Source organism: Martinezella sp. CNPSo 3795 (assembly GCF_057784475.1).
The window spans coordinates 1-21,467 of the sequence record NZ_JBXSOQ010000012.1; the positions used below are offsets into that span (position 1 = coordinate 1).

The 21,467-nt window shown below is 60.0% G+C and carries 20 protein-coding genes; 4 read left to right on the forward strand and 16 right to left on the reverse strand.

Annotation, left to right across the window (positions count from 1 at the left end; all coding sequences use genetic code 11):
- The first annotated feature begins 321 nt into the window (after positions 1-321).
- Entirely contained in the window at positions 322-2,262 is a 1,941-nt protein-coding gene (locus AC13QY_RS25920; protein WP_269244464.1) for a M23 family metallopeptidase, read from the forward strand.
- Positions 2,263-2,368: 106 nt separating this feature from the next.
- Here AC13QY_RS25920 and clpB read toward each other — a convergent pair whose 3' ends face one another.
- The 7 genes from clpB to AC13QY_RS25955 form a co-directional block, all read right to left on the reverse strand.
- Positions 2,369-4,969: an ATP-dependent chaperone ClpB gene (gene clpB, locus AC13QY_RS25925; protein ID WP_269244465.1), complete on the reverse strand. Its 2,601-nt coding sequence runs from the start codon at positions 4,967-4,969 to the stop codon at positions 2,369-2,371.
- A 374-nt stretch (positions 4,970-5,343) separates the two neighbouring features.
- The gene (locus AC13QY_RS25930) at positions 5,344-6,039 is read right to left on the reverse strand and encodes a DUF4167 domain-containing protein (protein ID WP_095435959.1); all 696 of its coding nucleotides are present in this window, start codon (positions 6,037-6,039) and stop codon (positions 5,344-5,346) included.
- Between the two features lie 346 nt (positions 6,040-6,385).
- A complete protein-coding gene (gene prmC, locus AC13QY_RS25935) occupies positions 6,386-7,261 on the reverse strand; it encodes a peptide chain release factor N(5)-glutamine methyltransferase (protein ID WP_488494209.1) in 876 nt (291 codons plus the stop codon).
- Positions 7,258-8,337 carry a peptide chain release factor 1 gene (gene prfA / locus AC13QY_RS25940; RefSeq protein ID WP_069612964.1) on the reverse strand — a complete coding sequence of 360 codons (1,080 nt, stop codon included), beginning with the start codon at positions 8,335-8,337 and terminating at the stop codon, positions 7,258-7,260. Before prfA ends, prmC begins: the two co-directional genes overlap by 4 nt.
- A 93-nt stretch (positions 8,338-8,430) precedes the next feature.
- Positions 8,431-10,698, reverse strand: a complete 2,268-nt coding sequence (ptsP, locus tag AC13QY_RS25945; protein ID WP_269244467.1) for a phosphoenolpyruvate--protein phosphotransferase — start codon at positions 10,696-10,698, stop codon at positions 8,431-8,433.
- Between the two features lie 100 nt (positions 10,699-10,798).
- Positions 10,799-12,073: an aspartate kinase gene (locus AC13QY_RS25950; protein ID WP_069612962.1), complete on the reverse strand. Its 1,275-nt coding sequence runs from the start codon at positions 12,071-12,073 to the stop codon at positions 10,799-10,801.
- Positions 12,074-12,244: 171 nt separating this feature from the next.
- A complete protein-coding gene (locus AC13QY_RS25955) occupies positions 12,245-12,871 on the reverse strand; it encodes a hypothetical protein (protein ID WP_113332336.1) in 627 nt (208 codons plus the stop codon).
- A 263-nt stretch (positions 12,872-13,134) separates the two neighbouring features.
- Here AC13QY_RS25955 and ubiG point away from each other — a divergent pair, with 263 nt between their 5' ends.
- Positions 13,135-13,881, forward strand: coding sequence for a bifunctional 2-polyprenyl-6-hydroxyphenol methylase/3-demethylubiquinol 3-O-methyltransferase UbiG (gene ubiG, locus AC13QY_RS25960; protein ID WP_488494210.1), 747 nt, complete (start codon positions 13,135-13,137; stop codon positions 13,879-13,881).
- 249 nt (positions 13,882-14,130) lie between these two features.
- On the opposite strand, the gene AC13QY_RS25965 is transcribed toward ubiG, so the two are convergent.
- The 4 genes from AC13QY_RS25965 to AC13QY_RS25980 are packed head-to-tail and all read right to left on the reverse strand — an operon-like array spanning position 14,131 to position 16,502.
- On the reverse strand, positions 14,131-14,559 hold the full coding sequence (locus tag AC13QY_RS25965) for a DUF1178 family protein (protein WP_113332339.1): 429 nt from the start codon (positions 14,557-14,559) through the stop codon (positions 14,131-14,133).
- Positions 14,556-15,413 carry a carbon-nitrogen hydrolase family protein gene (locus AC13QY_RS25970; RefSeq protein WP_488494211.1) on the reverse strand — a complete coding sequence of 286 codons (858 nt, stop codon included), beginning with the start codon at positions 15,411-15,413 and terminating at the stop codon, positions 14,556-14,558. Before AC13QY_RS25970 ends, AC13QY_RS25965 begins: the two co-directional genes overlap by 4 nt.
- A 24-nt stretch (positions 15,414-15,437) precedes the next feature.
- Complete coding sequence (gene grxC / locus AC13QY_RS25975) at positions 15,438-15,695, reverse strand: glutaredoxin 3 (protein WP_069612956.1); 258 nt, start codon at positions 15,693-15,695, stop codon at positions 15,438-15,440.
- A gap of 30 nt (positions 15,696-15,725) precedes the next feature.
- The gene (locus AC13QY_RS25980; RefSeq protein WP_488494212.1) at positions 15,726-16,502 is read right to left on the reverse strand and encodes a ComF family protein; all 777 of its coding nucleotides are present in this window, start codon (positions 16,500-16,502) and stop codon (positions 15,726-15,728) included.
- A 119-nt stretch (positions 16,503-16,621) separates the two neighbouring features.
- On the opposite strand from AC13QY_RS25980, the gene AC13QY_RS25985 reads away from it, so the two are divergent.
- Complete coding sequence (locus AC13QY_RS25985; RefSeq protein ID WP_113354197.1) at positions 16,622-17,506, forward strand: methyltransferase domain-containing protein; 885 nt, start codon at positions 16,622-16,624, stop codon at positions 17,504-17,506.
- Positions 17,507-17,515: 9 nt separating this feature from the next.
- Here the strand turns inward: AC13QY_RS25985 and AC13QY_RS25990 are convergent, their stop codons facing one another.
- Positions 17,516-17,698, reverse strand: coding sequence for a Flp family type IVb pilin (locus AC13QY_RS25990; RefSeq protein ID WP_069612954.1), 183 nt, complete (start codon positions 17,696-17,698; stop codon positions 17,516-17,518).
- Positions 17,699-17,873: 175 nt separating this feature from the next.
- Positions 17,874-18,191 carry a hypothetical protein gene (locus AC13QY_RS25995; RefSeq protein WP_069612953.1) on the reverse strand — a complete coding sequence of 106 codons (318 nt, stop codon included), beginning with the start codon at positions 18,189-18,191 and terminating at the stop codon, positions 17,874-17,876.
- 384 nt (positions 18,192-18,575) lie between these two features.
- On the opposite strand from AC13QY_RS25995, the gene AC13QY_RS26000 reads away from it, so the two are divergent.
- The gene (locus AC13QY_RS26000) at positions 18,576-18,902 is read left to right on the forward strand and encodes a hypothetical protein (protein ID WP_069612952.1); all 327 of its coding nucleotides are present in this window, start codon (positions 18,576-18,578) and stop codon (positions 18,900-18,902) included.
- Between the two features lie 58 nt (positions 18,903-18,960).
- On the opposite strand, the gene mutT is transcribed toward AC13QY_RS26000, so the two are convergent.
- The 3 genes from mutT to argJ are packed head-to-tail and all read right to left on the reverse strand — an operon-like array spanning position 18,961 to position 21,402.
- Positions 18,961-19,374 carry an 8-oxo-dGTP diphosphatase MutT gene (gene mutT, locus AC13QY_RS26005; RefSeq protein ID WP_488494213.1) on the reverse strand — a complete coding sequence of 138 codons (414 nt, stop codon included), beginning with the start codon at positions 19,372-19,374 and terminating at the stop codon, positions 18,961-18,963.
- Entirely contained in the window at positions 19,371-20,150 is a 780-nt protein-coding gene (locus tag AC13QY_RS26010; protein ID WP_488494214.1) for a GNAT family N-acetyltransferase, read from the reverse strand. The genes mutT and AC13QY_RS26010 overlap by 4 nt, the downstream gene beginning before the upstream one ends.
- A 10-nt stretch (positions 20,151-20,160) precedes the next feature.
- Positions 20,161-21,402 (reverse strand): bifunctional glutamate N-acetyltransferase/amino-acid acetyltransferase ArgJ, encoded by a 1,242-nt coding sequence (gene argJ, locus AC13QY_RS26015; protein WP_113354431.1) that lies wholly within the window; start codon positions 21,400-21,402, stop codon positions 20,161-20,163.
- Between the last annotated feature and the right edge of the window lie 65 nt (positions 21,403-21,467).

The window sequence follows — 21,467 nt, forward strand, 5'->3', positions numbered from 1 at the left end:
CTATTTTGAAAAAAATCAAAAAACAAATAACTAATTGATTCTTATGTGAGTTTTGTGAAGATGCCCTGTAGTCATCGAAAATAGCCTGCAAAAACACCCACAGATATCCTGGATGAAGCGTCGGGCCGCCTGCACGATGACGGAACAAGCCGCAAAACCGCTTTTCTGCGTCCCATCTTCATCAGCGACCCTGCCATTTTATGGGAAACAGCATATGGATCGCCGCAAAAAACGCCCGGTTGATTTGACACCCCTGTCATAAATATGCACATCTTCGCCCCCAGCCTGCGGCTCGCATGAAGGAAGCGGATCACGATCGGCATGATGACGGACAAGATGATGCTCCGATCGCTCGGCAACGAGCCGCCTATCCTGGCCGATGGCCGGCGGGCGCCGGATCGGCGCGAAGTGTCTCTCCGTTGGCTTTCCGGCACCTTCCTGACAGGCCTGACGTCGAGTATCCTGATGGGCGTGGCCTTGTTTGCCGCACTTGACGGCCGCCAGCAGCTGGCGATCCCCGCGGAAGCCTATGCCACATCGGACAATCATAATGCCACCGACGACCAGGTCACCCGCGGCGGCCGGCTGATTTCCACCGCGATCGCCTCGAAGCCGTCCGACCGCAATATTCTCGAAGTTTCGACCGTTGTGCGCGATGGCGACAAGGAGGTGGTGCGCCGCCAGCCCTTCGCCCATGTGAAGATCGCGCTCGCCACCAATCGCATCGCCAGCGAAAGCTATCCCCCCTTCGATCCGCTGGCGATCTTTTCCGCCGACGAAAACATACCGCAGCCCGCCAACAAGACCGGCGCCATCTACGGATCGGACGTCGAATCCGAAGTCAGCCTGAAGACGATTGCCTTTCCCACCAAGGATATTCCCTTCCAGCTCGCCGGCTCCATGTCACTCGATGAGGTCGAAGAAAATGTCCGTTCCAACGGTTCGGTGCTGGCGGACGGCAATACCCAGCTTTCGGCGCTCTATTATGTCGACCCGCGCCGTTTCGCCAATGACGATCCCGACGTCGATCTGACGGCGGGCCTTGCAGCCCGCATCGTTGAAGAGAACATGTCGGTCTCCGCTCCGGAAGCCGTGACCGCGCAGACGGAAGAATTTGCCGACGACATCATTCCCGTCCGCGAAAACATGTCGATTGCCGCGGCGCTGACCGGATCCGGTTATCTGAAGGCTGACGCGGACGATGTCGCAGCCAAGATCCAGCCGCTCTTCGGTTCGTCCGATGTCTCCGCCGGCGACGTGTTGCGTATCGGCATCCTTCAGAAGGGTGAGCAGGCGAAAATCATCCGCGCCAGCATCTATCGCGGCACGAAACATCTGCTCACCATCGCGCAGAACGACCGCGGCGAATTCGTCGCCGGCAGTGCACCGCCGATGCTCGATGCCATCGCCACGGCCTTCGATAACGACTTGCCAGCTGTTGCGGCCGGCCGCGACCTGCCGAGCGTCTACGACGGCATCTACCGCGCCGCCCTTTCCTACGGCATGACCAAGGAGATGGTGGCGCAGATCGTCAAGCTGCTTGCGAGCAATGTCGATTTCCAGGCGCAGCTGAAACCGACGGATTCGCTGGAAGCTTTCTTCTCGGTCACCGACGACAAGGGACAGGCGACGGCCGATTCCGAACTGCTCTACGTCAACGCCAGATTCGGCGACAACGTCACCCGCTTCTATCGCTTCGAGGATCCGACCGATCATTCGATCGACTACTTCGACGAGAATGGCAAGAGCATCCGGCAGTTCCTGCTGCGCAATCCCGTTCCCACCGGCGTCTTCAAATCCGGCTTCGGCATGCGCCGCCACCCGATCCTCGGCTTTGCGCGCATGCATACCGGTGTTGACTGGTCAGCCCCGCGCGGCACGCCGATCATCGCTGCCGGCAACGGCATCGTCGAAAAAGCCGGTTGGGATTCAGGTGGCTTCGGCAATCAGACACTGATCCGCCATGCCAATGGCTACGTCTCCTCCTACAATCACCAGAGCGCGATCGCCAAAGGCATCGTGCCGGGCGCAAAGGTGGTGCAGGGACAGGTGATCGGCTTTATCGGCTCGACGGGCCTGGCGACCGGCCCCCACCTGCACTACGAGCTGATCGTCAACGGCACGAAGGTCGATCCCTTACGCATCCGCCTTCCCGGCGGCAAATCGCTGGAAGGCGATGCGCTCGCCAAATTCCAGGAAGAGCGCAAGCGCATCGATACGCTGCTTACAGACGAGAAAACGAAGCAGATCGCCAGCAAGTAGCCTCGGCCACTCGGCCTATTTCATGCTGAGCTATCAACACTACGCTACGGCCGATAGCAAAATGGCGGCCCGAAGACCGCCATCTGCGTTGACTCGGTCGGCCAGCTTACGCTGCTTCGTTTACCGCCTGACGCGGACGGAACAACAGCCGGTCCGAACCGCTGGTGACCTTGACGAGCGAGCCATCCGGAATCTGCCCGGACAGGATCTGTTCGGCTAGCGGATCCTGGACATATTTCTGAATCACCCGCTTCAGCGGCCGCGCACCGTAGACCGGATCGTAGCCCTTGTTGGCCAGCCAATGGCGGGCATCGTCGTCGAGTTCGAGCGTGATTTTGCGTTCCGACAGCAGCTTCAGCAGACGTTCGAGCTGAATGTCTACGATCGCGCCCATCTCATCGCGCTTCAGGCGATGGAACAGGATGATCTCGTCGATACGGTTCAGGAATTCCGGCCGGAAATGCGACCGGACGACTTCCATTACCTGCTCGCGCACCAGATCGCTGTCATCGCCGTCCTTCAGCTGGGTGAGATATTCGGCACCCAGATTGGAGGTCATGATGATCATTGTGTTGCGGAAATCGACCGTGCGGCCCTGTCCGTCCGTCAAACGTCCGTCATCCAGAACCTGGAGCAGGATGTTGAAGACATCGGGGTGCGCCTTCTCGATCTCGTCGAACAGCACGACCTGATAGGGCCGGCGGCGGACGGCTTCGGTCAATGCGCCGCCTTCCTCATAGCCGACATAGCCGGGAGGGGCACCGATCAACCGCGCCACGGAGTGCTTCTCCATGTACTCGGACATGTCGATACGCACCATTGCCGTCTCGTCGTCGAAGAGGAAGCGAGCAAGCGCCTTCGTCAACTCCGTCTTGCCGACACCCGTCGGACCGAGGAAGATGAACGAGCCGATCGGCCGGTTCGGATCCTGCAGGCCGGCACGCGAGCGGCGAACGGCACGCGACACAGCCTGAACGGCGTCACCCTGGCCGACGACCCATTTTGCCAGCTCGTCTTCCATCCGCAGCAGCTTGTCGCGCTCGCCTTCCAGCATCTTGTCCACGGGAATCCCGGTCCAGCGGGAAACGACCTGGGCGATATTGTCGGCGGTAACGACCTCCTGCACCATGGAATCGCGGGCACTATCCTGCTCTTCCGCGGCGTGCAATTCCTTCTCAAGATTGGGGATCACGCCATAGGCAAGCTCGCCGGCGCGCTGGAATTCACCCTTGCGCTGGGCAATGGCGAGTTCGTTGCGGGCATCGTCGAGCTGCTTCTTGAGATCGGCGGCAAGACCGAGCTTCTGCTTTTCGGCCTGCCAGCGCGCGGTCAGCGCATCGGCTTCCTCTTCCAGCGACGCAAGATCGCCCTCCAGCCGCTTCAGCCGGTCGGCGGAAGACTGGTCGGTTTCCTTCTTCAGCGCCTCACGCTCGATCTTCAGCTGGATGATGCGGCGATCGAGTTCATCGAGCTCTTCCGGCTTGGAATCCACCTGCATACGCAGACGCGCCGCTGCCTCGTCCATCAGGTCGATGGCCTTGTCCGGCAGGAAGCGATCGGTGATGTAGCGGTTCGACAGGGTTGCAGCAGCCACCAGAGCGGCATCGGCGATGCGCACCTTGTGATGCTGCTCATATTTTTCCTTCAAGCCACGCAGGATCGAGATTGTGTCTTCGACCGTCGGTTCCTCAACCATGACAGGCTGGAAGCGACGGGCAAGCGCCAGATCCTTCTCGACATGCTTGCGGTATTCATCGAGCGTGGTCGCGCCGACGCAGTGAAGTTCGCCGCGCGCAAGGGCCGGTTTCAGCAGGTTGGATGCATCCATCGCGCCATCGGCCTTGCCGGCACCGACCAGGGTGTGCATTTCATCGATGAAGAGAATGATCTCGCCGTTTTCCGACTGCACTTCGTTGAGCACGGCCTTCAGCCGCTCTTCGAACTCGCCGCGGAATTTCGCACCGGCAATCAGCGCGCCCATGTCGAGCGCCATCAGCTTCTTGTCCTTCAGCGATTCCGGTACGTCGCCATTGACGATACGCAGCGCCAAGCCTTCGACGATCGCCGTCTTGCCGACGCCGGGCTCACCAATGAGCACAGGATTGTTCTTGGTGCGGCGAGACAGGACCTGGATGGTGCGACGAATTTCGTCGTCACGGCCGATCACCGGGTCGAGCTTGCCTTCGCGGGCCTCGGCGGTGAGATCGCGAGCATATTTCTTCAGCGAATCGAAGCCCTGCTCCGCATTGGCGGAGTCAGCCGTGCGGCCCTTGCGGATATCATTGATGACCTGATTGAGGGCGACGGGCGTGACGCCTGCATTTTTCAGGGTTGCCGAGGTCGACGCCGTGGGCTCGATCGCCAGCGCCTGCAAAAGACGCTCGACAGTGACGAAACTATCGCCCGCCTTCTTGGCCGCATCTTCTGCGGTCGTGAAAACCTTGGCGAGCGGCTGTGAGAGATAGACCTGGCCGTCACCGCCGGAAACCTTCGGCAGCTTTGCAAGTGCGGCATCATTGGCAATGCGGGCAGCCTTGGCGTCGCCACCGGCACGTTCAATCAACGAGGCGGCCATGCCCTGGTCGTCGTCCAGAAGCACCTTGAGAACGTGCTCGGGCGTGAACTGCTGATTACCCTGTGCAAGCGCATTGGTTTGGGCGGATTGCAGAAAACCGCGTACCCGCTCGGAGTATTTTTCAATATTCATATGAGACCTCCATGAATCGCTCTGCCCGGACCCGGCACAGACCGATGATTGAGATTGAGCCCCCTCTAGAGGCAGGCCCCGCCTTTCCGCCATTGAGATTTGCGGCAAGACAACTGGAGGAAATATGGGAGGATATCTGGAGAGTTTAAAGGGTATAAAACGCGAAAAAAGCGCGAGATTTGTCACCACAGCCCGCCGACTTATTGGCCGCCTCATCCAGCTCAACCCCGGCTTCGACCGTCGGTGGACATCGAATCTTTCCTCTCGCGACCTGATGACCATTCCGCCCATAGCAAAACGGCAACGGTGGTGCCCACAGCACTGCCGTTGCCGTTTCAATATTGTGACCACCTGCGCCAGAAGGCGCAGAAGTCTTATTCAGAGGTTGCGTCCGCCAAGGCCGGAGCTTCGCCCGAAGCGGCTTCGCCCTCACCGTCGCCACCGGCAGCGCTGCGGCGCGGCTGGCGGCGCGGGCGGTTACCGCCGGCACTGCGGCGGCGCGGCTGGCGCTCGGTGGCGGCCACGGCCGGAGTTTCCTCTTCGATCGCCACTTCGGCCGGAATCCCTTCGATCACCGGCTGCGGACCGGTGCCATTGATGACCTCGGGCTCGCTGGCCGGAGCGGCAGCAACCGCTGGAGCAGCCTGCTGCTGGCGACCGTGGGGCTGAGCCATCTGCGGCTGATCGTCGATCTCCTGCGCATCGATATCGTCGATATCGCGCTCGGCATTATCGCGGTCATTGTAATTGTGATGATCGTCGCGCTGGTAGCGCTCCTGCATCTGCGCCTGGGCGCTGGCAATGATCCGATTGTAGTGCTCGGCATGCTGCAGGTAGTTTTCCGCCATGACGCGGTCGCCGGAGCTTTGAGCATCGCGAGCCAAGGCCGCGTACTTCTCGGCGATGTGCTGTGCGGTTCCGCGGATTTTCACATCGGGACCGGAGCTGTCGTAAGTCCTGGTCAGCGGGTTCGAGCCCTTGCGGTTGAAATTGTTGTTGTTATTTCCGCCGCCGCCGTTGTTGTTATTACCACGCCCCCGACCGCGCTTGTTTTGCTGTCCTGGCCTCATAGATCCTTCACCTGAATTCTCTTCGTTGGGATAAAATTATACACGGCACCTGCCGCCGCGGGTCGGATACTTCCGAACCGGGGCCTGCGTGCCGCAAGCAAACTGCGCTTTAGCGCTCGTCTGCCGCTCGACTACGTCAGATTAACTGATCACGCATTGGGTTATCTTCAACCTTTGACACTCTTATCAGAGAGCGGATCCCCGAGGCTGTCCAAGATGAGCGAATCGTCTCGTTCATTCCCAGCCGCCCAACGCGTGAGCGCAACCTATATTGCTTCCTCAGGAAATCCAAGCTTTTTCTTTGCGATAACAACGGGGTTCCACAAATCCGCTGCAAAATGTCACGTTAATGTTGAAATTCAAACACAAGAACCCGGTCGTTCTGGCCGTAGTCCCGAACCGCCTCGACAAGGGAAAATCCTGCTCCTTCAAAAACCGAAGTCACCGTTTCACGCTGATCGTAGCCGATCTCCACACCAATCATACCGTTCTGATATAGAAATCGAGCCGCATCCTTTGCGATCGCCCTGTATGCATCCAGCCCATCAAGGCCCCCATCAAGGGCCGTGGGAGGATCGAAATCCTTTACTTCTGGAGCGAGAGTGGAAACGACACTAGACGCAATATAGGGCGGATTTGAGACAATCACGTGAAAACGTTCGTGGATGGCTTCAAACCAGCTCCCTTGCACAGTTCTGAACCGCGCCGCCAGGCCATTTCGCTCCGCGTTCCCGCGAGCGGTTTCCAGCGCTTCGCTGGAAATATCGGAACCAACGCCCATTGCTTTAGGGCATTCATGAAGCAGGGCCAGGCAAATGGCCCCGGTTCCCGTTCCGATGTCCAGTATATGGATATTGCCGATCTGGGATTCAAGACGCCTGACATGTGGCAGCATCGTATCGACGAGAATTTCGGTATCGGGCCGCGGTTCGAGCGTCGCAGCCGAAAGCCGCAGCGAGAGACCATAGAACTCCCGTTCGCCGAGAATGCGATAGACCGGCTCATGATTAAGCCGGCGAGCGATCGCCGCGCGTATCATCACCACATCATCCTCAGATACGGGCTCGGAACCGTGCGTCACGAGGCCGGTCGCAGAAAGATGCAGAAGGCCGCCGACAAGAATGCGTGCTTCCGTGGCGGGATCGTCGAGATCGGCCCCGGCAAATCGGGCGCGCGCCTCCTGCAGGAGCTCGGATGCGGTCGGCCCCTGCCCGCCACTCATGCCTGTTCGCCGAGCTGGGCGAGCTGGCTCGCCTGATAATCCGCCAGCAGCGCATCGACCACCTCGTCGATCTCGCCCACCATCATCCGGTCGAGCTTGTAGAGCGTCAGGTTGATGCGGTGATCGGTGACGCGCCCCTGCGGGAAATTATAGGTGCGGATGCGCTCGGACCGATCGCCGGAGCCGACCTGGCTCTTGCGGTCGGCGGAACGCTCGCTGTCGGCCCGCTGGCGCTCCATGTCGAACAGGCGAGACCGCAGGACCTGCATAGCTTTGGCGCGGTTCTGATGCTGCGACTTTTCCGAGCTCGTGACAACGATACCCGAGGGAAGATGGGTGATGCGCACGGCCGAGTCGGTCGTGTTGACGTGCTGACCACCGGCGCCGGAAGAGCGCATGGTGTCGATACGGATATCCTCAGGCCGGATCTCGATATCGATTTCTTCGGCTTCCGGCAGCACGGCGACGGTCGCCGCAGAAGTATGAATACGCCCGCTCGCCTCGGTTTCCGGCACACGCTGCACGCGGTGAACGCCGGATTCGAACTTCAATCGGGAAAACACGCCCTTGCCGCTGATGGTGGCGATGATTTCCTTGAAACCACCCGCTTCGCCCTCGCTCGCCGAAAGCACTTCCACCTTCCAGCCATTGCTGGCGGCAAAACGCTCATACATGCGGAATAGATCGCCAGCAAAGAGGGCCGCTTCGGAGCCGCCGGTGCCGGCGCGGATTTCCAGGATCGCGCTCTTCTCGTCGGCGGCATCCTTCGGCAGAAGCTCGATCTGGATCGCCTTTTCCAGCGTCTCGATCCGCTCCTTAACCTCGGGCAGCTCCATTTCGGCAAGATCGCGCATATCGCGATCGACGGATTTATCGGAGAGCATGGTTTCGAGATCGGCAGCCTCGGCAAGGGCGCGCTCGTAATCGCGGATTTTGGTCACGACCGGCTGCAGCTCGGAATATTCGGAAGCAAGCTTCACATAGACATCTGCGGCCGGGCCGGCGGACATGCGCGCCTCGATCTCGCCGAAACGGCGTTCCAATTCGCGCATCTTTTCAACAGGGAGCTTCGCCACCCTCTACTCCAATTCTTCTTATTATCTCTGCTTTGATGTTGTGATGCGCATGATCCCGCCTGCAAACCGCTTCGTGCTTTTCAGGATCGCGCGCTAAAGCGGAATATTGTGGCTCTCGGCAAAGCGCACAAGGATATCCCGCATGGAACTCGTCGGCTGCTTGTCATCGAGTGCGGCTTCCATGACTTCGGACAAGGCCTTGAGGTCAAGCCCGAGCAGCATTGCTTTGACCGGCCCGATCGAGGCCGGCGACATCGAAACCGAGCGGAAACCGATGCCGAGCAGGGCCATGGCCGAAATCGTCTTGCCCGCCAGTTCGCCGCAAAGCGTTACCGGCGTCTTGTTGCGTTCGCCAGCCCGCACAATATCGCGCAGGATACGCAGAAACGGCCGCTCGAGCGGATCGAAGCGATCCGAAACGCGGGCATTGCCGCGATCGACCGCCATCGAGAACTGGAACAGGTCGTTGGAGCCGACCGAGACGAAATCGACCTCCGCCATCAGCTCGTCCAGCTGCCACAGTAGCGCGGGCACCTCGAGCATTGCGCCGAACTGCAGCTTGCGCGGCAGGCCGTGCCCGAAGCGCGAGAGGTGCTGCACTTCCTTTTGCAGGAGTTCACGCACGGCTCGGATCTCGGAGACTTCCGTGACCATCGGCACCATCATCTTCAATTCGCTGTCGGCTGCCGCCCTGAGCATAGCCCTGAGCTGCGTGCGCAACAGGCCTGGACGATCGAGCGAGAGGCGGATGGCGCGCCAGCCGAGCGCGGGGTTTTCTTCCTCATGCGCCCGGAAATAAGGAACGACCTTGTCGCCGCCGATATCGAGCGTGCGGAAAGTGACAACGCGGCCACCCGCCTGCTTCATGACATTGCGATAGAAGACTTCTTGCTCATCCGCCTTCGGCATGGTCGAGGCGATCATGAACTGCAGTTCGGTGCGGAACAGGCCGATACCCTCGGCTCCGGATTCCGCAAGTTGCGGCAGGTCTACCAGCAGACCGGCATTCATCAGCAGCGAAATGCGCTGCCCGTCCTTGGTGACCGGCTCGACGGAGCGCAACGCACGGAACTGCTCCTGCCGACGGGCACGGAATCGGACCTTCTCTTCATAGGAGCGCTGATGATCAGCCATCGGCCGCAGGTGTACATGACCACCGTCGCCGTCGATGATGACCGGATCGCCGTTTTCGGCCAGCGCAACGACACCTACCGCCTGTCCGACGACCGGAATGCCCATGGCGCGTGCCACGATGACGACGTGGCTTGTGACAGCGCCCTCTTCCAGCACCAGGCCGCGAATATTGGCGCGGGGATAATCGAGCAGTTCAGCCGCGCCCATCGCACGCGCGAAAATGACCGCATCGTTCGGGAAGCCTTCGGCGCTGGTACGGCCTGAATGTCCGATGAGCTGCCGCAAAAGCCGGTTTGCCAGATCCTCGAAATCGTGCATGCGTTCGCGCAGATAGGGATCGGTCAGGCGCATCATGCGCGCCTTTGTGTCGCTCTGCACCTTTTCGACGGCGGCTTCAGCGGTCAGGCCGTTGCGGACGGCTTCCTCGAGCTTGCGCACCCAGCCCTGGTCGTGCGCGAACATGCGGTAGGTCTCAAGCACCTCGCGATGCTCGCCTTCCATGGACACGTCACGGCGCGACAGCATGTCGTCGATCGAAATACGCAGCGAACCGAGGGCTTCAGCGAGGCGGCCGATTTCCTTGTCGGCATCCTCGTTCAAGAGATTGGTGACGACGATGCGCGGCTCGTGCAGCACGACATAGCCGAGGCCGATGCCTTCATTGTAGCTGTCGCCATCGATCGTAACGGAGCGAGTGAGATCGAGTTCCAGGCCAGGCTTGGTGATCTTCTTCAGCTCGCCGGTTGCGATCATCTCAGCCAGCACCATGGCCGTCGTTTCGAGCGCCTCCAGCTCTTCCTCGCGATAATTGCGGCTCGCCTTGTTCTGGACGACGAGAACGCCGAGCGAACGGCCGGTGCGCAGGATCGGCACGCCGAGGAAGGAATGATAGATCTCTTCGCCGGTTTCCGGCAGGTAGCGGAAGGCCGGATGCGATTGTGCATCGGAAAGATTGAGCGGCTGGGCGGATGCAGCAATCGTGCCGACCAGGCCTTGCCCCATCTTCAATTGCGAAAGGTGGACGGCCTCTTTATTCAGACCCTCGGTGGCATAAAGTTCAAGGACGCCGTCGGCGCGCAGCACATAGACCGAGCAAACCTCGGCAACCATATTGCTGGCAATCTGGCGGACGATCCGGTCAAGGCGCTCCTGCGGCTCCAGCGGCTCCGCCATCAATTCGCGTAGCCGCTTGAGCAGAACGCGTGGACCGCCGGATAGGTCTCTCATTGCGCCACTAGCTCCCGAATCAAGATGTCATGCCCGTCTTGCCCACGTCAGGGCCGGCCGAAACTCACCTCCGTCACGGTCCGTCGTCAGCAGTCGTGACTCAACTCTTATCCAGACCGTAGCAGGAATGCAAAGTCCTGACTGCGAGTTCTGCATAAGGACCGTCGATCAGGATGGAAATCTTGATTTCTGACGTCGTAATGGCCTTGATGTTGATGCCTTTTTCGGCAAGTGCCCTGAAAGCGGTCGCAGCTACGCCTGCATGCGAGCGCATGCCGATGCCGATGACCGAAACCTTGACCAGACCTGATTCGCTCTGGACGACGTCGTAGCCGATCTTTTCCTTGTTTTCGCCAAGAACGCGCAGCGCCTTCTCGACGTCGCCCGAGGGGACCGTGAAGGTCATATCGGTCTTGGAGCCGTCTTCGGAAATGTTCTGGACGATCATGTCGACATTGATGTGGTTTTCGGCCAGCGGCCCGAAGATCGCGGCGGAAACACCCGGTCGGTCGGCAAGACGACGCAGCGAGATCTGAGCCTCATCCTTGGCATAGGCAATGCCGGTGACTACTTCCTGTTCCACGATTTCTTCCTCGTCACAAATCAGCGTTCCGGGCGGGTTAAGCAGATCGCCCATGCCCGGAGCATCGGGATCCTCGAAAGAAGAGCGCACGAAAGTGCGGACCTTGAATACCATGGCGAGCTCGACCGAGCGCACCTGCAGCACCTTTGCACCGAGAGACGCCATTTCGAGCATTTCCTCGAAGGCGATCTTCTTGAGGCGGCGCGCCTTCGGCTCGATGCGCGGGTCGGTCGTGTAGACGCCATCGACATCCGTGTAGATATCGCAGCGATCGGCCTTCACGGCGGCCGCGATCGCAACGGCCGACGTGTCGGAACCGCCGCGGCCGAGCGTCGCGACGCGATTGTCGGGACCGAGACCCTGGAACCCGGCGACGACGGCGACCTGCCCTTCCTTCATGCGGCGGATCATGTCTTCGCCGTCGATGTCGAGAATGCGGGCCGCACCATGCGCATTGTCGGTGCGGATGGGAATCTGCCAACCCTGCCACGAACGGGCGTTGATGCCCATGGCCTGCAGCGCAATCGCCAGCAGACCGGAGGTGACCTGCTCGCCCGAAGCCACGACGGCGTCATATTCGCGCGCATCATAGATCGAATGATTGGCGCCGGAGACTTTCGGCATGTTCTGGACCCAGCCGACCAGTTCGTTGGTCTTGCCGGACATGGCGGAAACGACGACTGCCACTTCGTGACCGGCATCGACCTCGCGTTTCACATGGCGTGCGACGTTCTTGATACGGTCCAGATCCGCGACGGAGGTCCCGCCGAATTTCATCACGATGCGTGCCATGTGCCTCTACCAGTACCCTGCGCCGGGCGGCCGAATGCGGAAAGCCCGACATGCAAAATCGCCCTTCCGGTTCGGTAGCCGGAAAAGCGTGATCTCAATGGGGCCGTCTCTTAGCGAGTTTGTCGGGCAGGCGCAATAGCATCGGACGCCAGAGGCGACGAAAAGTTTACTCTAAAAATCCACTTTTAAGGTCGACCAGAGCTTGTCGAGAATGCCCCCTTCCTTGGGGATATTTTCTTTGTTGAGGAAGGTGGCGACAAGCACGCCGCCTTCCGGCCGGCCGGTCGCGACAATCTCATATTCCATGACGTCGTCGTCGGTGGTCGTCTCTGCCTTCACGCCCTTCAGCACGGTACCGCTCGGCAATGTGCGCTGGGTCGCTCGCTTGCTGATCTTCGCGCCGCCATTGATGCTCTCCTGCACCATCTGCTGGAGTACGACATCGGTATAGCTGGAAGGGTTGAGCCCCTTATAGACCTGCACGATGATGCCCGTGCCGATCGGCGTCATCAGCGCATATTGCTGCACGCCGTCGCCGAGATCCGTCTTTGCAACCGTGAACTTGCCATCATGATCGAAGGAGAATTTGCCGCCGGTGAAGGTCACCGTCTCGCTGCGCTGCAGCTCCACCGGGACCTTGCGGCCATCCTTCATGGTGACTTCGAGCGTATCGCCGGGATTGATGCCGACGCTGACTCCGTCGATCGTCAGGCGAAACCCCTTGCCGTCCCCGGCGCATGCATGGCTGGCCGCAAACCAGCACATGGCGACGACCGTCGCGAGACGGAGTGGTCTCATGAGGAGCTCCTCTACAGGCCAGTCGATCGCAATCGATCCCGGTTCCGAAAGTCCATTTCACAACCCGGCGATTGATCGGCCATAAGATACCGCCATGTCAACCTCCGCACCGCAATTCGCATCGCGCAATCAAGATACCCCACAGCTGATCGAAGGCCGCAGGCCCTTGACATCGCGCATCGATCGTCCGACTTCACCCTTCAGGTAGAATTATTGCTTGCAGTCGTCCGAACCGCAGAACGACGCAAATGATGGAGTGAGCCATGAGCGAAACGGCAAAGAGCACGATCGACCAGAGCGAAGTGGACCGTTTTTCCGCCATGGCGGCTGAGTGGTGGAGCCCGACCGGCAAGTTCAAACCGCTTCACAAGTTCAATCCGGTCCGTCTGGCCTATATCCGCGACCGCGCCTGCGAGAATTTCGACCGCGATCCGAAGAGCAGCCGACCGCTTGAGGGCCTTCGCGTGCTCGACATCGGCTGTGGCGGCGGCCTGCTGTCGGAGCCGGTAGCGCGCATGGGCGCCACCGTCATCGGCGCCGATCCCTCGGAAAAGAACATCGGCATCGCCTCGACGCACGCGAAAGCCTCCGGCGTTCCCGTCGACTACCGAGCCGTCACCGCCGAGCAGCTGGCCGAAGCCGGCGAAACTTTCGATATCGTGCTGAACATGGAAGTGGTCGAGCATGTCGCCGACGTCGAATTCTTCCTGTCGACCTGCGCAAAAATGGTGCGTCCCGGCGGCTTGATGTTCGTTGCGACCATCAACCGCACCATGAAAGCAGCAGCCCTTGCCATCTTCGCCGCCGAAAACGTGCTTCGCTGGCTGCCCCGCGGCACCCACCAGTATGAAAAGTTGGTCCGCCCGAATGAAATCGAAAAGCCGCTTGCCGCAAGTGGTCTCGATATCATTGCCCGCACGGGCGTCTTCTATTCGCCGCTGCAGGACCGCTGGAACCTCTCGAAGGATATGGACGTCAACTACATGCTTCTGGCGAAGCGAGCCGCGTGAAATCGTCACGCCAGCAACACTGCGACCGCTGAAGCTCTGATACCCCCTCTGTCACTTCGTGACATCTCCCCCACAAGGGGGGAGATTATTGAGGGCGCCGCTCGTCTATCAAAAACGATAGGCCGTGATTCAGCAGGCTCGATGTTCGTTTGCAGTAAAGAGGGTGCTCCGAGTCACCGATCTCCCCCCTTGTGGGGGAGATGTCACGAAGTGACAGAGGGGGGTGCAGGTTCTCCACCCCCGCCGGCATCAGTTGATATCGTCTGGCAACACGGGAATGGCTGCGATCTCGATACCCTCCTCGACAAGGGCCTGCGCCTCATCAGGCGTCGCCTTGCCGATGATCCCACGCGCATCTGCTTCGCCGTAATGGATCTTGCGGGCCTCTTCCGGGAATTTGGCGCCGACATCCTCGGCATTGGCCTTGATGGCGTCGACCGCTTCCTTGAGCTTGGCCATCGCCTCCTTGCGGGCGGCATCCATGGCAAGCGTCTGCATCTCGTCCTTCTTGCGCGCGGTCGAAACCGAAGGCGCCATCAGCTGCTTGGAGATCGCAGCCGAATTACAGACCGGACAGGTGAGAAAACCGCTTGCGACCTGGCGGTCGAAATCGGCACTTTCGGAAAACCAGCCCTCGAACTCATGGGCATTGTCACAGGTAAGCGAATAACGGATCAAGCAGCGACGCCTCCAGCCGCCGGCGTCGCGATCTTCTCCAGCGAAAATTCGCGCGCATTCTTCAGGTTCGGTATCTTGTCATGGGCTGATTTGACGGCAGCGATATCGATCTCGGCGATGACCACGGCCTCGCCCGTGCCACCGGCGGATGCCAGCACCTTGCCCCAGGGATCGATGATCATCGAATGGCCGAAAGTCTCACGGCCGTCCTCATGCTTGCCGGCCTGCGCGGCGGCAATGACGAACATGCCGTTTTCGATGGCGCGGGCGCGCAGCAGAATTTCCCAATGCGCTTCACCGGTCTGCTTTGTGAAGGCGGCAGGTACCGTCATCACCTCGGCGCCAGCAACGGCCTGGGCGCGGAAGAGCTGCGGAAAGCGCACATCGTAGCAGATGGAAAAGCCGAGTTCGGCGAACGGCAGCGATGCGATGCGCGCCTCCGACCCCGGCCGATAGACGGCGCTTTCGCGCCAGCTCTCGCCATTGTCAAGATCGACGTCGAACATATGGATCTTGTCGTAGCGATTGATGAGCTTGCCGTCGGGACCGAAGAGGAAGCCACGATTGGCGATCTTGCCGTCATCGAGCGCAATGGCGGTCGAACCGATATGCAGGTATATGCCGAGCTCTTCTGCCAGTCCGGACGCCGTCTTGACGATGATATCGTTCGGCTCGTCACGCAGCACAGCGCGCAGGCCCGGACGATCCTTCTGCACCGCGCCGGTCATCTCCGGCGTTTGCACGTAGATCGCCCCCTGCGAGGCGGCATCTCGCACCAAACGGGCCATATCAGCCGCGTTCTTCACCGGATCGACGCCGGAACACATCTGGATGGCAGCAGCCTTGAAGCTCATCGGTTTCTTCCTCGTCAATATGGATCAGGCAGCCAGCATCGGATCGAGCTTGCCGGCCCGATCGAGTGCGTGGATGTCGTCGCAGCCGCCGACATGCTCACCATTGATGAAGATCTGCGGGAAGGTCGCGGCGCCGTTCGACTTCGCGATCATCTCCTGCCGCAGTTCGGGCGAATAGGTGGCGTTGTGCTCGACATAATCGACGCCTTTGGATTCGAGCAGGGATTTCGCACGGGCGCAATAGCCGCAGAATTCACGCGTATAGATAACGACGGATGCCATGATCCACTCCGGAAAAGCCTATATCGATTGTCATATAAGATGGCCGACGACCCTTGCAAAGGTCAAAACCGTGACATCGGCCGCACCTGCTTTCTTCAGTGCGCGCGTGGCCGCGGCAACCGTGGCGCCCGTGGTATAGACATCATCGACCAGAACGACGCGCCGCCCGAATATATCGGCCGCCCGATGCTCGGAGACGGCGAAAGCGCCGCGCACATTGTCCTGTCGCGCCTTGGCCCCGAGACCCACCTGCTGGCTCGTGCGTTTGACGCGCAGGAGTGTTGTGGTAAGCAGCGGTTTGCTCGAGAGACGGGCAATGTGGCGAGCAAGCTCGGCAGCCTGATTGTATTTGCGCGCAAACAGCCGTGCCCGATGCAACGGCACCGGAATGATCGCATCGCAATCCGCAATCGTGCCGTCGCTGGCACGCAGCATCCAGCCGGCCATCATCGGCGCGAGATCGGTGCGATCGCGATATTTCAGACTGAGAACGAGATCCCGGACGATGCCGTCGTGAACGGCGGCGGAGCGCAGGCGGTCGAAGACGGGCGGATCGGCAATCGCCTCTGCGCTGAGGATGCCGGCACCAAGATCATGGGAGAACGGACTGCCGAGCACCTCGCAATAGGGCCGCTCGATAAAGCGAATGCCTGACCAGCATGCCGCGCAAAGACCGCGATGCGCGCCGACGGAAACGCCACAACCCGGGCAGGCCGGCGGATAGACCAGATCGGCAAGAGCCATCCAGGGTCTTTTCAGCCCGGCGCCCAGCATAGACAAGGTGATTTCGCGTCCCATCATCCCCATATGATTGAGACTAGCAATTCCGGGAAAAGTGTATAGCGGTTTTCCGTCCGGAATTGCGCAAGAGAAAACGCGCGTGCCCGGCACGCGCCGCCGAATTGATGATAGTGCAGGAAACCACCATGGAAATCGTGTTCGACCAATCGCTGCTTGCAGCCCGCAAGCGCCGGGCCTTGAGACAAGGCGACCCGAAAGCGGCATTCCTGCTCGACATTGCCGCCGGCGAACTGGCGGAGCGGCTTGGCGTCACCGAACGCCATTTCGACGAAGCCGTCGAGCTGCATGGCACGACCGGCGTAGCTGCGCATCTGGCTCTGGCAACCGGCAAGATCAGCCATTTGAAAAGGATCGAAAGCGAAATGGGTTTTGCCGCTCCCGGCGAGACCCTTATCGAAGCGCCGCCGGAAGAACTGCCGCTGGAGCCGGAATCGGTCAATCTCGTGCTTTCGCCGCTTAGCCTGCATGTCACAAACGACACGCCCGGCGTCTTCATCCAGATCCGCCGCGCGCTGAAGGCGGATGGTCTTTTCCTGGCGGCGATCCCCGGCTCTGGAACCCTACAGGAATTGCGCGACGTGCTGCTCGCGACCGAAATCGAACTGACGGGGGGCGCAAGCCCGCGCGTCATCCCCTTTGCCGATGTCCGCGATGTCGGTGGCCTCCTGCAGCGTGCCGGCTTTACCTTGCCCGTCATCGACGCCGAAACCTATACGGTGCGCTACGACAATCTCTTTGCCCTGATGCGCGACCTGCGCGCCATGGGCATGACCAATCCGCTGGTCGACCGCAGCCGCAAACCGCTGACGCGTGCCTTCTTCCTGCGTGCGGCCGAGCTTTACGCCGAACGCTATTCCGATCCGGACGGGCGGATCAGGGCGACATTCTCCATCATCTACGTCTCAGGCTGGACGCCGCACGAAAGCCAGCAGAAGCCGCTGCGGCCTGGTTCGGCCAAGGCGCGGTTGGCCGATGCGCTCAAGGTCGAGGAACACAAGCTCAAGCAATAGGCGGTCGCGTCAGTTCTGGGACGCCGCCGAATTCTGTATCGTATTGGACAGGAGGTTGAATGTGCTTGAGAGGCTGCCTCCGAAGGCGCCGACACCGCTGATGATCGCAGCCGACATCAAGGCTGCGATGAGACCATATTCAATGACCGTGGCACCGGTCTTATCGGTGAAAATACGCCGAACGGAACGCATAAGCTCGAAGCTCCCAGCATTGGACAACTGATGAATCCGATGCTCGTCATGGCATCCGGCAGGCTATGCTCACGCGCCAGAGCGTTTGTGCTTCTTTAAGTCGCTAAAACGCTCTATCTTTTTGTTTCTACGCAATTCCGATGGGAAACCGCTACGCACTTTTCCTGGAATTGCTCTATTGGCAGCCGCTGTCGGCACCATAACCCTGGACGATACAAACCGAACCCGGCTCCTGCTGCAGAACACTACGGCGGATCGTATACCGCTTGCCGTTTTCCGTCTGCGGGATCGAACCCGTGGTAATATTGTCAATATCCGGCGCGCTTGCAAGCACGCGTGACTTGGATTTGTCTGATAGCATCGGGGTCAGAATAAGCGAAAGCGCGACCGCCGCCGTACCGAACAGCAAAGCGATATTCAACGCGCCCGTTCTGCGCGACGTGGAATAGGACTGCTCTTTTTCCTGAACAGCTTTCCAGAAATCGTCGTCCATTATGTCAAGCCTTCTCTAACGCACCCAACAACCGCTTGATTGAGAGAATTGAATGCCAGAAGGTCATAAACGATCCCTTAATATCCACATGCAAATTAATGAGACGTAAAATTCCGGGACAGTGCATGATTCGCATTATCAGGCTGATATTAAATGGCTAATTCTCGTTAACCATATTTGCGACGTATTACCTTGACGCATTTCAAACCGTCACTGCGTGAACCTAAAAAAGATCCGCCCCACGACGGGACATCAAATTCGATCCGGAGAGGCACGCACTGGACGAAAATTTCATCGATACATCAAATAATAGAGATTGACACTTGCGCGCCACGATATATCGCCAAGCTACATTTTGTTATCCTGGGTTGCGTGAATTTACACATGGCAGGTTTGCTCAAGGCGGTTGGCGGTTTGGTGATTGGTATTGCGATCCTGTTCGGGATTGCGACGTTGTTTAGTGGAAGTGCAGCGGGCGTAGCGGCGGGGCTGATAGGCGCCCTTTCCTACGCTTTTAACGGCGCCGTGATTTTTGCCCTTGGACTGATGCTCGAACATTTGGAGGCAATTCGCCGCGAATGTGACAGGCAATCTGACATGCTGACGGATTTGCTCCGCAAAATGCCGAAGACGGATGCGTCCCCTCGAGAGCCCGGCGTCTCCCAACTTGATCAGCTTGCAAAATCAAGTTTCAAATTCAGAGATATCTAGACACGGGGGGCGCGACACCGCCCGATACCGGCGCTGCCTCAGCCCTTGCCGTAAAAAGCTAAAGCAGATCCTGCAGGAACGGGATCAGCGGCTCATCGGCCGGCGGCATCGGATAGTCGCGCAGGGCCTGCGGCCGTACCCATTTGATCGCCTGCCCTTCCCGGCCATGCGGGAGTCCTTCGTAACGCCGGCAGATATAAAGCGGCATCAGCAGATGGAAGGTTTCGTAAGTATGGCTGGCGAAGGTCAGCGGCGCGAGACAGGCGATTTTCGTCTGGATGCCAAGCTCTTCCTGAAGCTCGCGCACCAAGGTCTCCTCCGGCGTCTCGCCAGACTCGACCTTGCCGCCGGGAAACTCCCAGAGGCCGGCGAGCGATTTTCCCTCGGGGCGCTGCGCCAGAAGGATACGGCCGTCAGCGTCGATGAGCGCGCAGGCGGCCACGAGAACGATCTTTCGGCCAGCCTCGTTCATGCAGCCTCCGGCGGTCGCCAATAGCAATAACGATAGGCTTCGCGGAAACCGAAACGAACGTAGAGCGCCAAAGCCGGAGCATTGTCGGCGCTGACCTGCAACCAGGCGGTCTTGGCGCTGCGCATCCGGGCCCAGCGAAGCGCCGAAGTCAGGATCTCGGCTCCGAGGCCCTTGCGCCGATGCTGCTGCGAGACGGCAACCGACATGACGCCGGCAAGATCGTTGTCCTGCACGCAAAGCGTTGTCGCCACCGGTCCGGCATCATCATTTTCGATGACAAAGAGGCCCGATGGCGGCTTGATGCCGCTCACCACCTCGGCCAATGCCGGCTTCAGAGCCGGATCAGCCTCATCAACGATGAGGCTCGCATCGACAAAGCGGCCGACATCGTGGCTCGGCAGATGATCCAGCATATCAGGCAATTCGAGATCGACGAGATTGGCGGTCATGACGATCGTCTCGTCGAAACACATCCAGCCGCGCTCCCGTAGGAGATCGATGAGCTTCGGCGAGGCGAGCGGCGTCTCGCGCACGACCATAGGCCTGCCATAGGCTTCGAACTTGCGCTGCGCTTTTGCCAGCCGGATCTCGAGATCGCGATGATCGGAGGGATCGAGCGGCACGACAGAATTCAGCCGCTTCGACGGATGACCCGCCGTCAGCCGGATTTGCCAGCTGCCATCATATTGCACCGACGAGGCGGGCCAGGCCCGGAAACCGACGGCTTCCAGCCTGCGCACCAAGGGCAGCTTGTTTATCGTGGACTGCGCATGCATCAGCTAGGTATCAGCTCCGGTAGTCGCCATTGATGGCAACATATTCCTTGGTAAGGTCGCAGGTCCAGACCGTTGCGCGGCCATTGCCGAGGCCAAGATCGACCTTCACGGGAATATCCTGCTGCTTCATGACATTAGAGGCGGCTTCTTCCGAATAGGAAGCGTCACGCTCACCGTTGACTGCGACGCGGACATCGCCGAACCAGATGGCGAGCTTGTCGCGATCCGCCATTTCGCCCGCCTTGCCGACAGCCATGACGACGCGGCCCCAATTGGCGTCTTCGCCGGCGGCGGCGGTCTTGACCAACGGCGAATTGGCGATCGAAAGCGCGATGCGCTTGGCAGCCGCGTCGTTTTCGGCGCCCGTCACCGTAATTTCGAGCATCTTGGTCGCGCCTTCGCCGTCGCGAACGACCTGGATGGCAAGATCCTTCAGCAGCTCGTTAAGTGCCGCCCGGAAACCGATAAGCTTCGGATCGTCGGCGCGATCGATATGCGCCTGACCATCAGCCGCGGCAGTGCCGGTGGCGAACAGCATCAAAGTATCGGAGGTCGAGGTATCGCTATCGACCGTCATCGAATTGAAGCTCGGGCCGACGCCTTCGGACAGCAGCGTCTGCAGCACGGCAGAAGAAATATCGGCATCGGTGACGACGAAAGAGAGCATCGTCGCCATATCGGGTGCGATCATGCCGGCGCCCTTGGCAATACCGTTGATCGTGACCTTGACGCCGCCGATCTCGGCGGTGCGGGTCGCGACCTTCGGATAGGTATCCGTGGTCATGATCGCCTTGGCGGCCTCGAACCAGAAATCGCTTGTCGCATCCTTCGCCATCGTATCGAGCACACCGGCGAACTTGCTGGCGTCAAGCGGCTCACCGATGACACCGGTGGAGGCGAGATAAACTTCGTTTTCACCGCAACCGACGGCAGCCGCCGCGGACTTGGCGGTCAGTTCCGTCGCCTGGCGTCCCTTGAGGCCGGTGAAGGCATTGGCATTGCCGGAATTGACGACGACGGCGCGCGCGCTGCCGTGCGCCAGGTTCTTCCGGCAGAAATCGACCGGAGCCGAAGGGCACTTCGAGCGGGTGAAGACGCCCGCTACGGCGGCCGGCTTGTCGAAGACCATCAGCAGGACGTCGGTCCGGTTCTTGTACTTGATGCCGGCGGAGGCCGTGGTCATGCGCACACCGCGAAGGGCGGGCATGGATACAAAGGTTTTGGGAGCGAGCGGAGAAACGGAACCGGACATGAGACCCACCTGGACGAGCATGATGCCGAAAAGTGTAGGCGGTTTTCGGATTACATCATGCTCTG

What these genes read in the sequence shown, in the direction of transcription:
- AC13QY_RS26010 (WP_488494214.1), bottom strand. Translation starts at nt 20,150, where the DNA reads ATGCATGCGCAGTCCACGATAAACAAGCTGCCCTTGGTGCGCAGGCTG.
- AC13QY_RS25950 (WP_069612962.1), bottom strand. Translation starts at nt 12,073, where the DNA reads ATGGCACGCATCGTGATGAAATTCGGCGGGACCTCCGTCGCGGATCTG.
- AC13QY_RS25980 (WP_488494212.1), bottom strand. Translation starts at nt 16,502, where the DNA reads ATGGGGATGATGGGACGCGAAATCACCTTGTCTATGCTGGGCGCCGGG.
- AC13QY_RS25995 (WP_069612953.1), bottom strand. Translation starts at nt 18,191, where the DNA reads ATGGACGACGATTTCTGGAAAGCTGTTCAGGAAAAAGAGCAGTCCTAT.
- AC13QY_RS26000 (WP_069612952.1), top strand. Translation starts at nt 18,576, where the DNA reads ATGGCAGGTTTGCTCAAGGCGGTTGGCGGTTTGGTGATTGGTATTGCG.
- AC13QY_RS25985 (WP_113354197.1), top strand. Translation starts at nt 16,622, where the DNA reads ATGGAAATCGTGTTCGACCAATCGCTGCTTGCAGCCCGCAAGCGCCGG.
- mutT (WP_488494213.1), bottom strand. Translation starts at nt 19,374, where the DNA reads ATGAACGAGGCTGGCCGAAAGATCGTTCTCGTGGCCGCCTGCGCGCTC.
- AC13QY_RS25955 (WP_113332336.1), bottom strand. Translation starts at nt 12,871, where the DNA reads ATGAGACCACTCCGTCTCGCGACGGTCGTCGCCATGTGCTGGTTTGCG.
- AC13QY_RS25970 (WP_488494211.1), bottom strand. Translation starts at nt 15,413, where the DNA reads ATGAGCTTCAAGGCTGCTGCCATCCAGATGTGTTCCGGCGTCGATCCG.
- AC13QY_RS25930 (WP_095435959.1), bottom strand. Translation starts at nt 6,039, where the DNA reads ATGAGGCCAGGACAGCAAAACAAGCGCGGTCGGGGGCGTGGTAATAAC.
- argJ (WP_113354431.1), bottom strand. Translation starts at nt 21,402, where the DNA reads ATGTCCGGTTCCGTTTCTCCGCTCGCTCCCAAAACCTTTGTATCCATG.
- prmC (WP_488494209.1), bottom strand. Translation starts at nt 7,261, where the DNA reads ATGAGTGGCGGGCAGGGGCCGACCGCATCCGAGCTCCTGCAGGAGGCG.
- AC13QY_RS25990 (WP_069612954.1), bottom strand. Translation starts at nt 17,698, where the DNA reads ATGCGTTCCGTTCGGCGTATTTTCACCGATAAGACCGGTGCCACGGTC.
- AC13QY_RS25920 (WP_269244464.1), top strand. Translation starts at nt 322, where the DNA reads ATGATGACGGACAAGATGATGCTCCGATCGCTCGGCAACGAGCCGCCT.
- ptsP (WP_269244467.1), bottom strand. Translation starts at nt 10,698, where the DNA reads ATGAGAGACCTATCCGGCGGTCCACGCGTTCTGCTCAAGCGGCTACGC.
- grxC (WP_069612956.1), bottom strand. Translation starts at nt 15,695, where the DNA reads ATGGCATCCGTCGTTATCTATACGCGTGAATTCTGCGGCTATTGCGCC.
- ubiG (WP_488494210.1), top strand. Translation starts at nt 13,135, where the DNA reads ATGAGCGAAACGGCAAAGAGCACGATCGACCAGAGCGAAGTGGACCGT.
- clpB (WP_269244465.1), bottom strand. Translation starts at nt 4,969, where the DNA reads ATGAATATTGAAAAATACTCCGAGCGGGTACGCGGTTTTCTGCAATCC.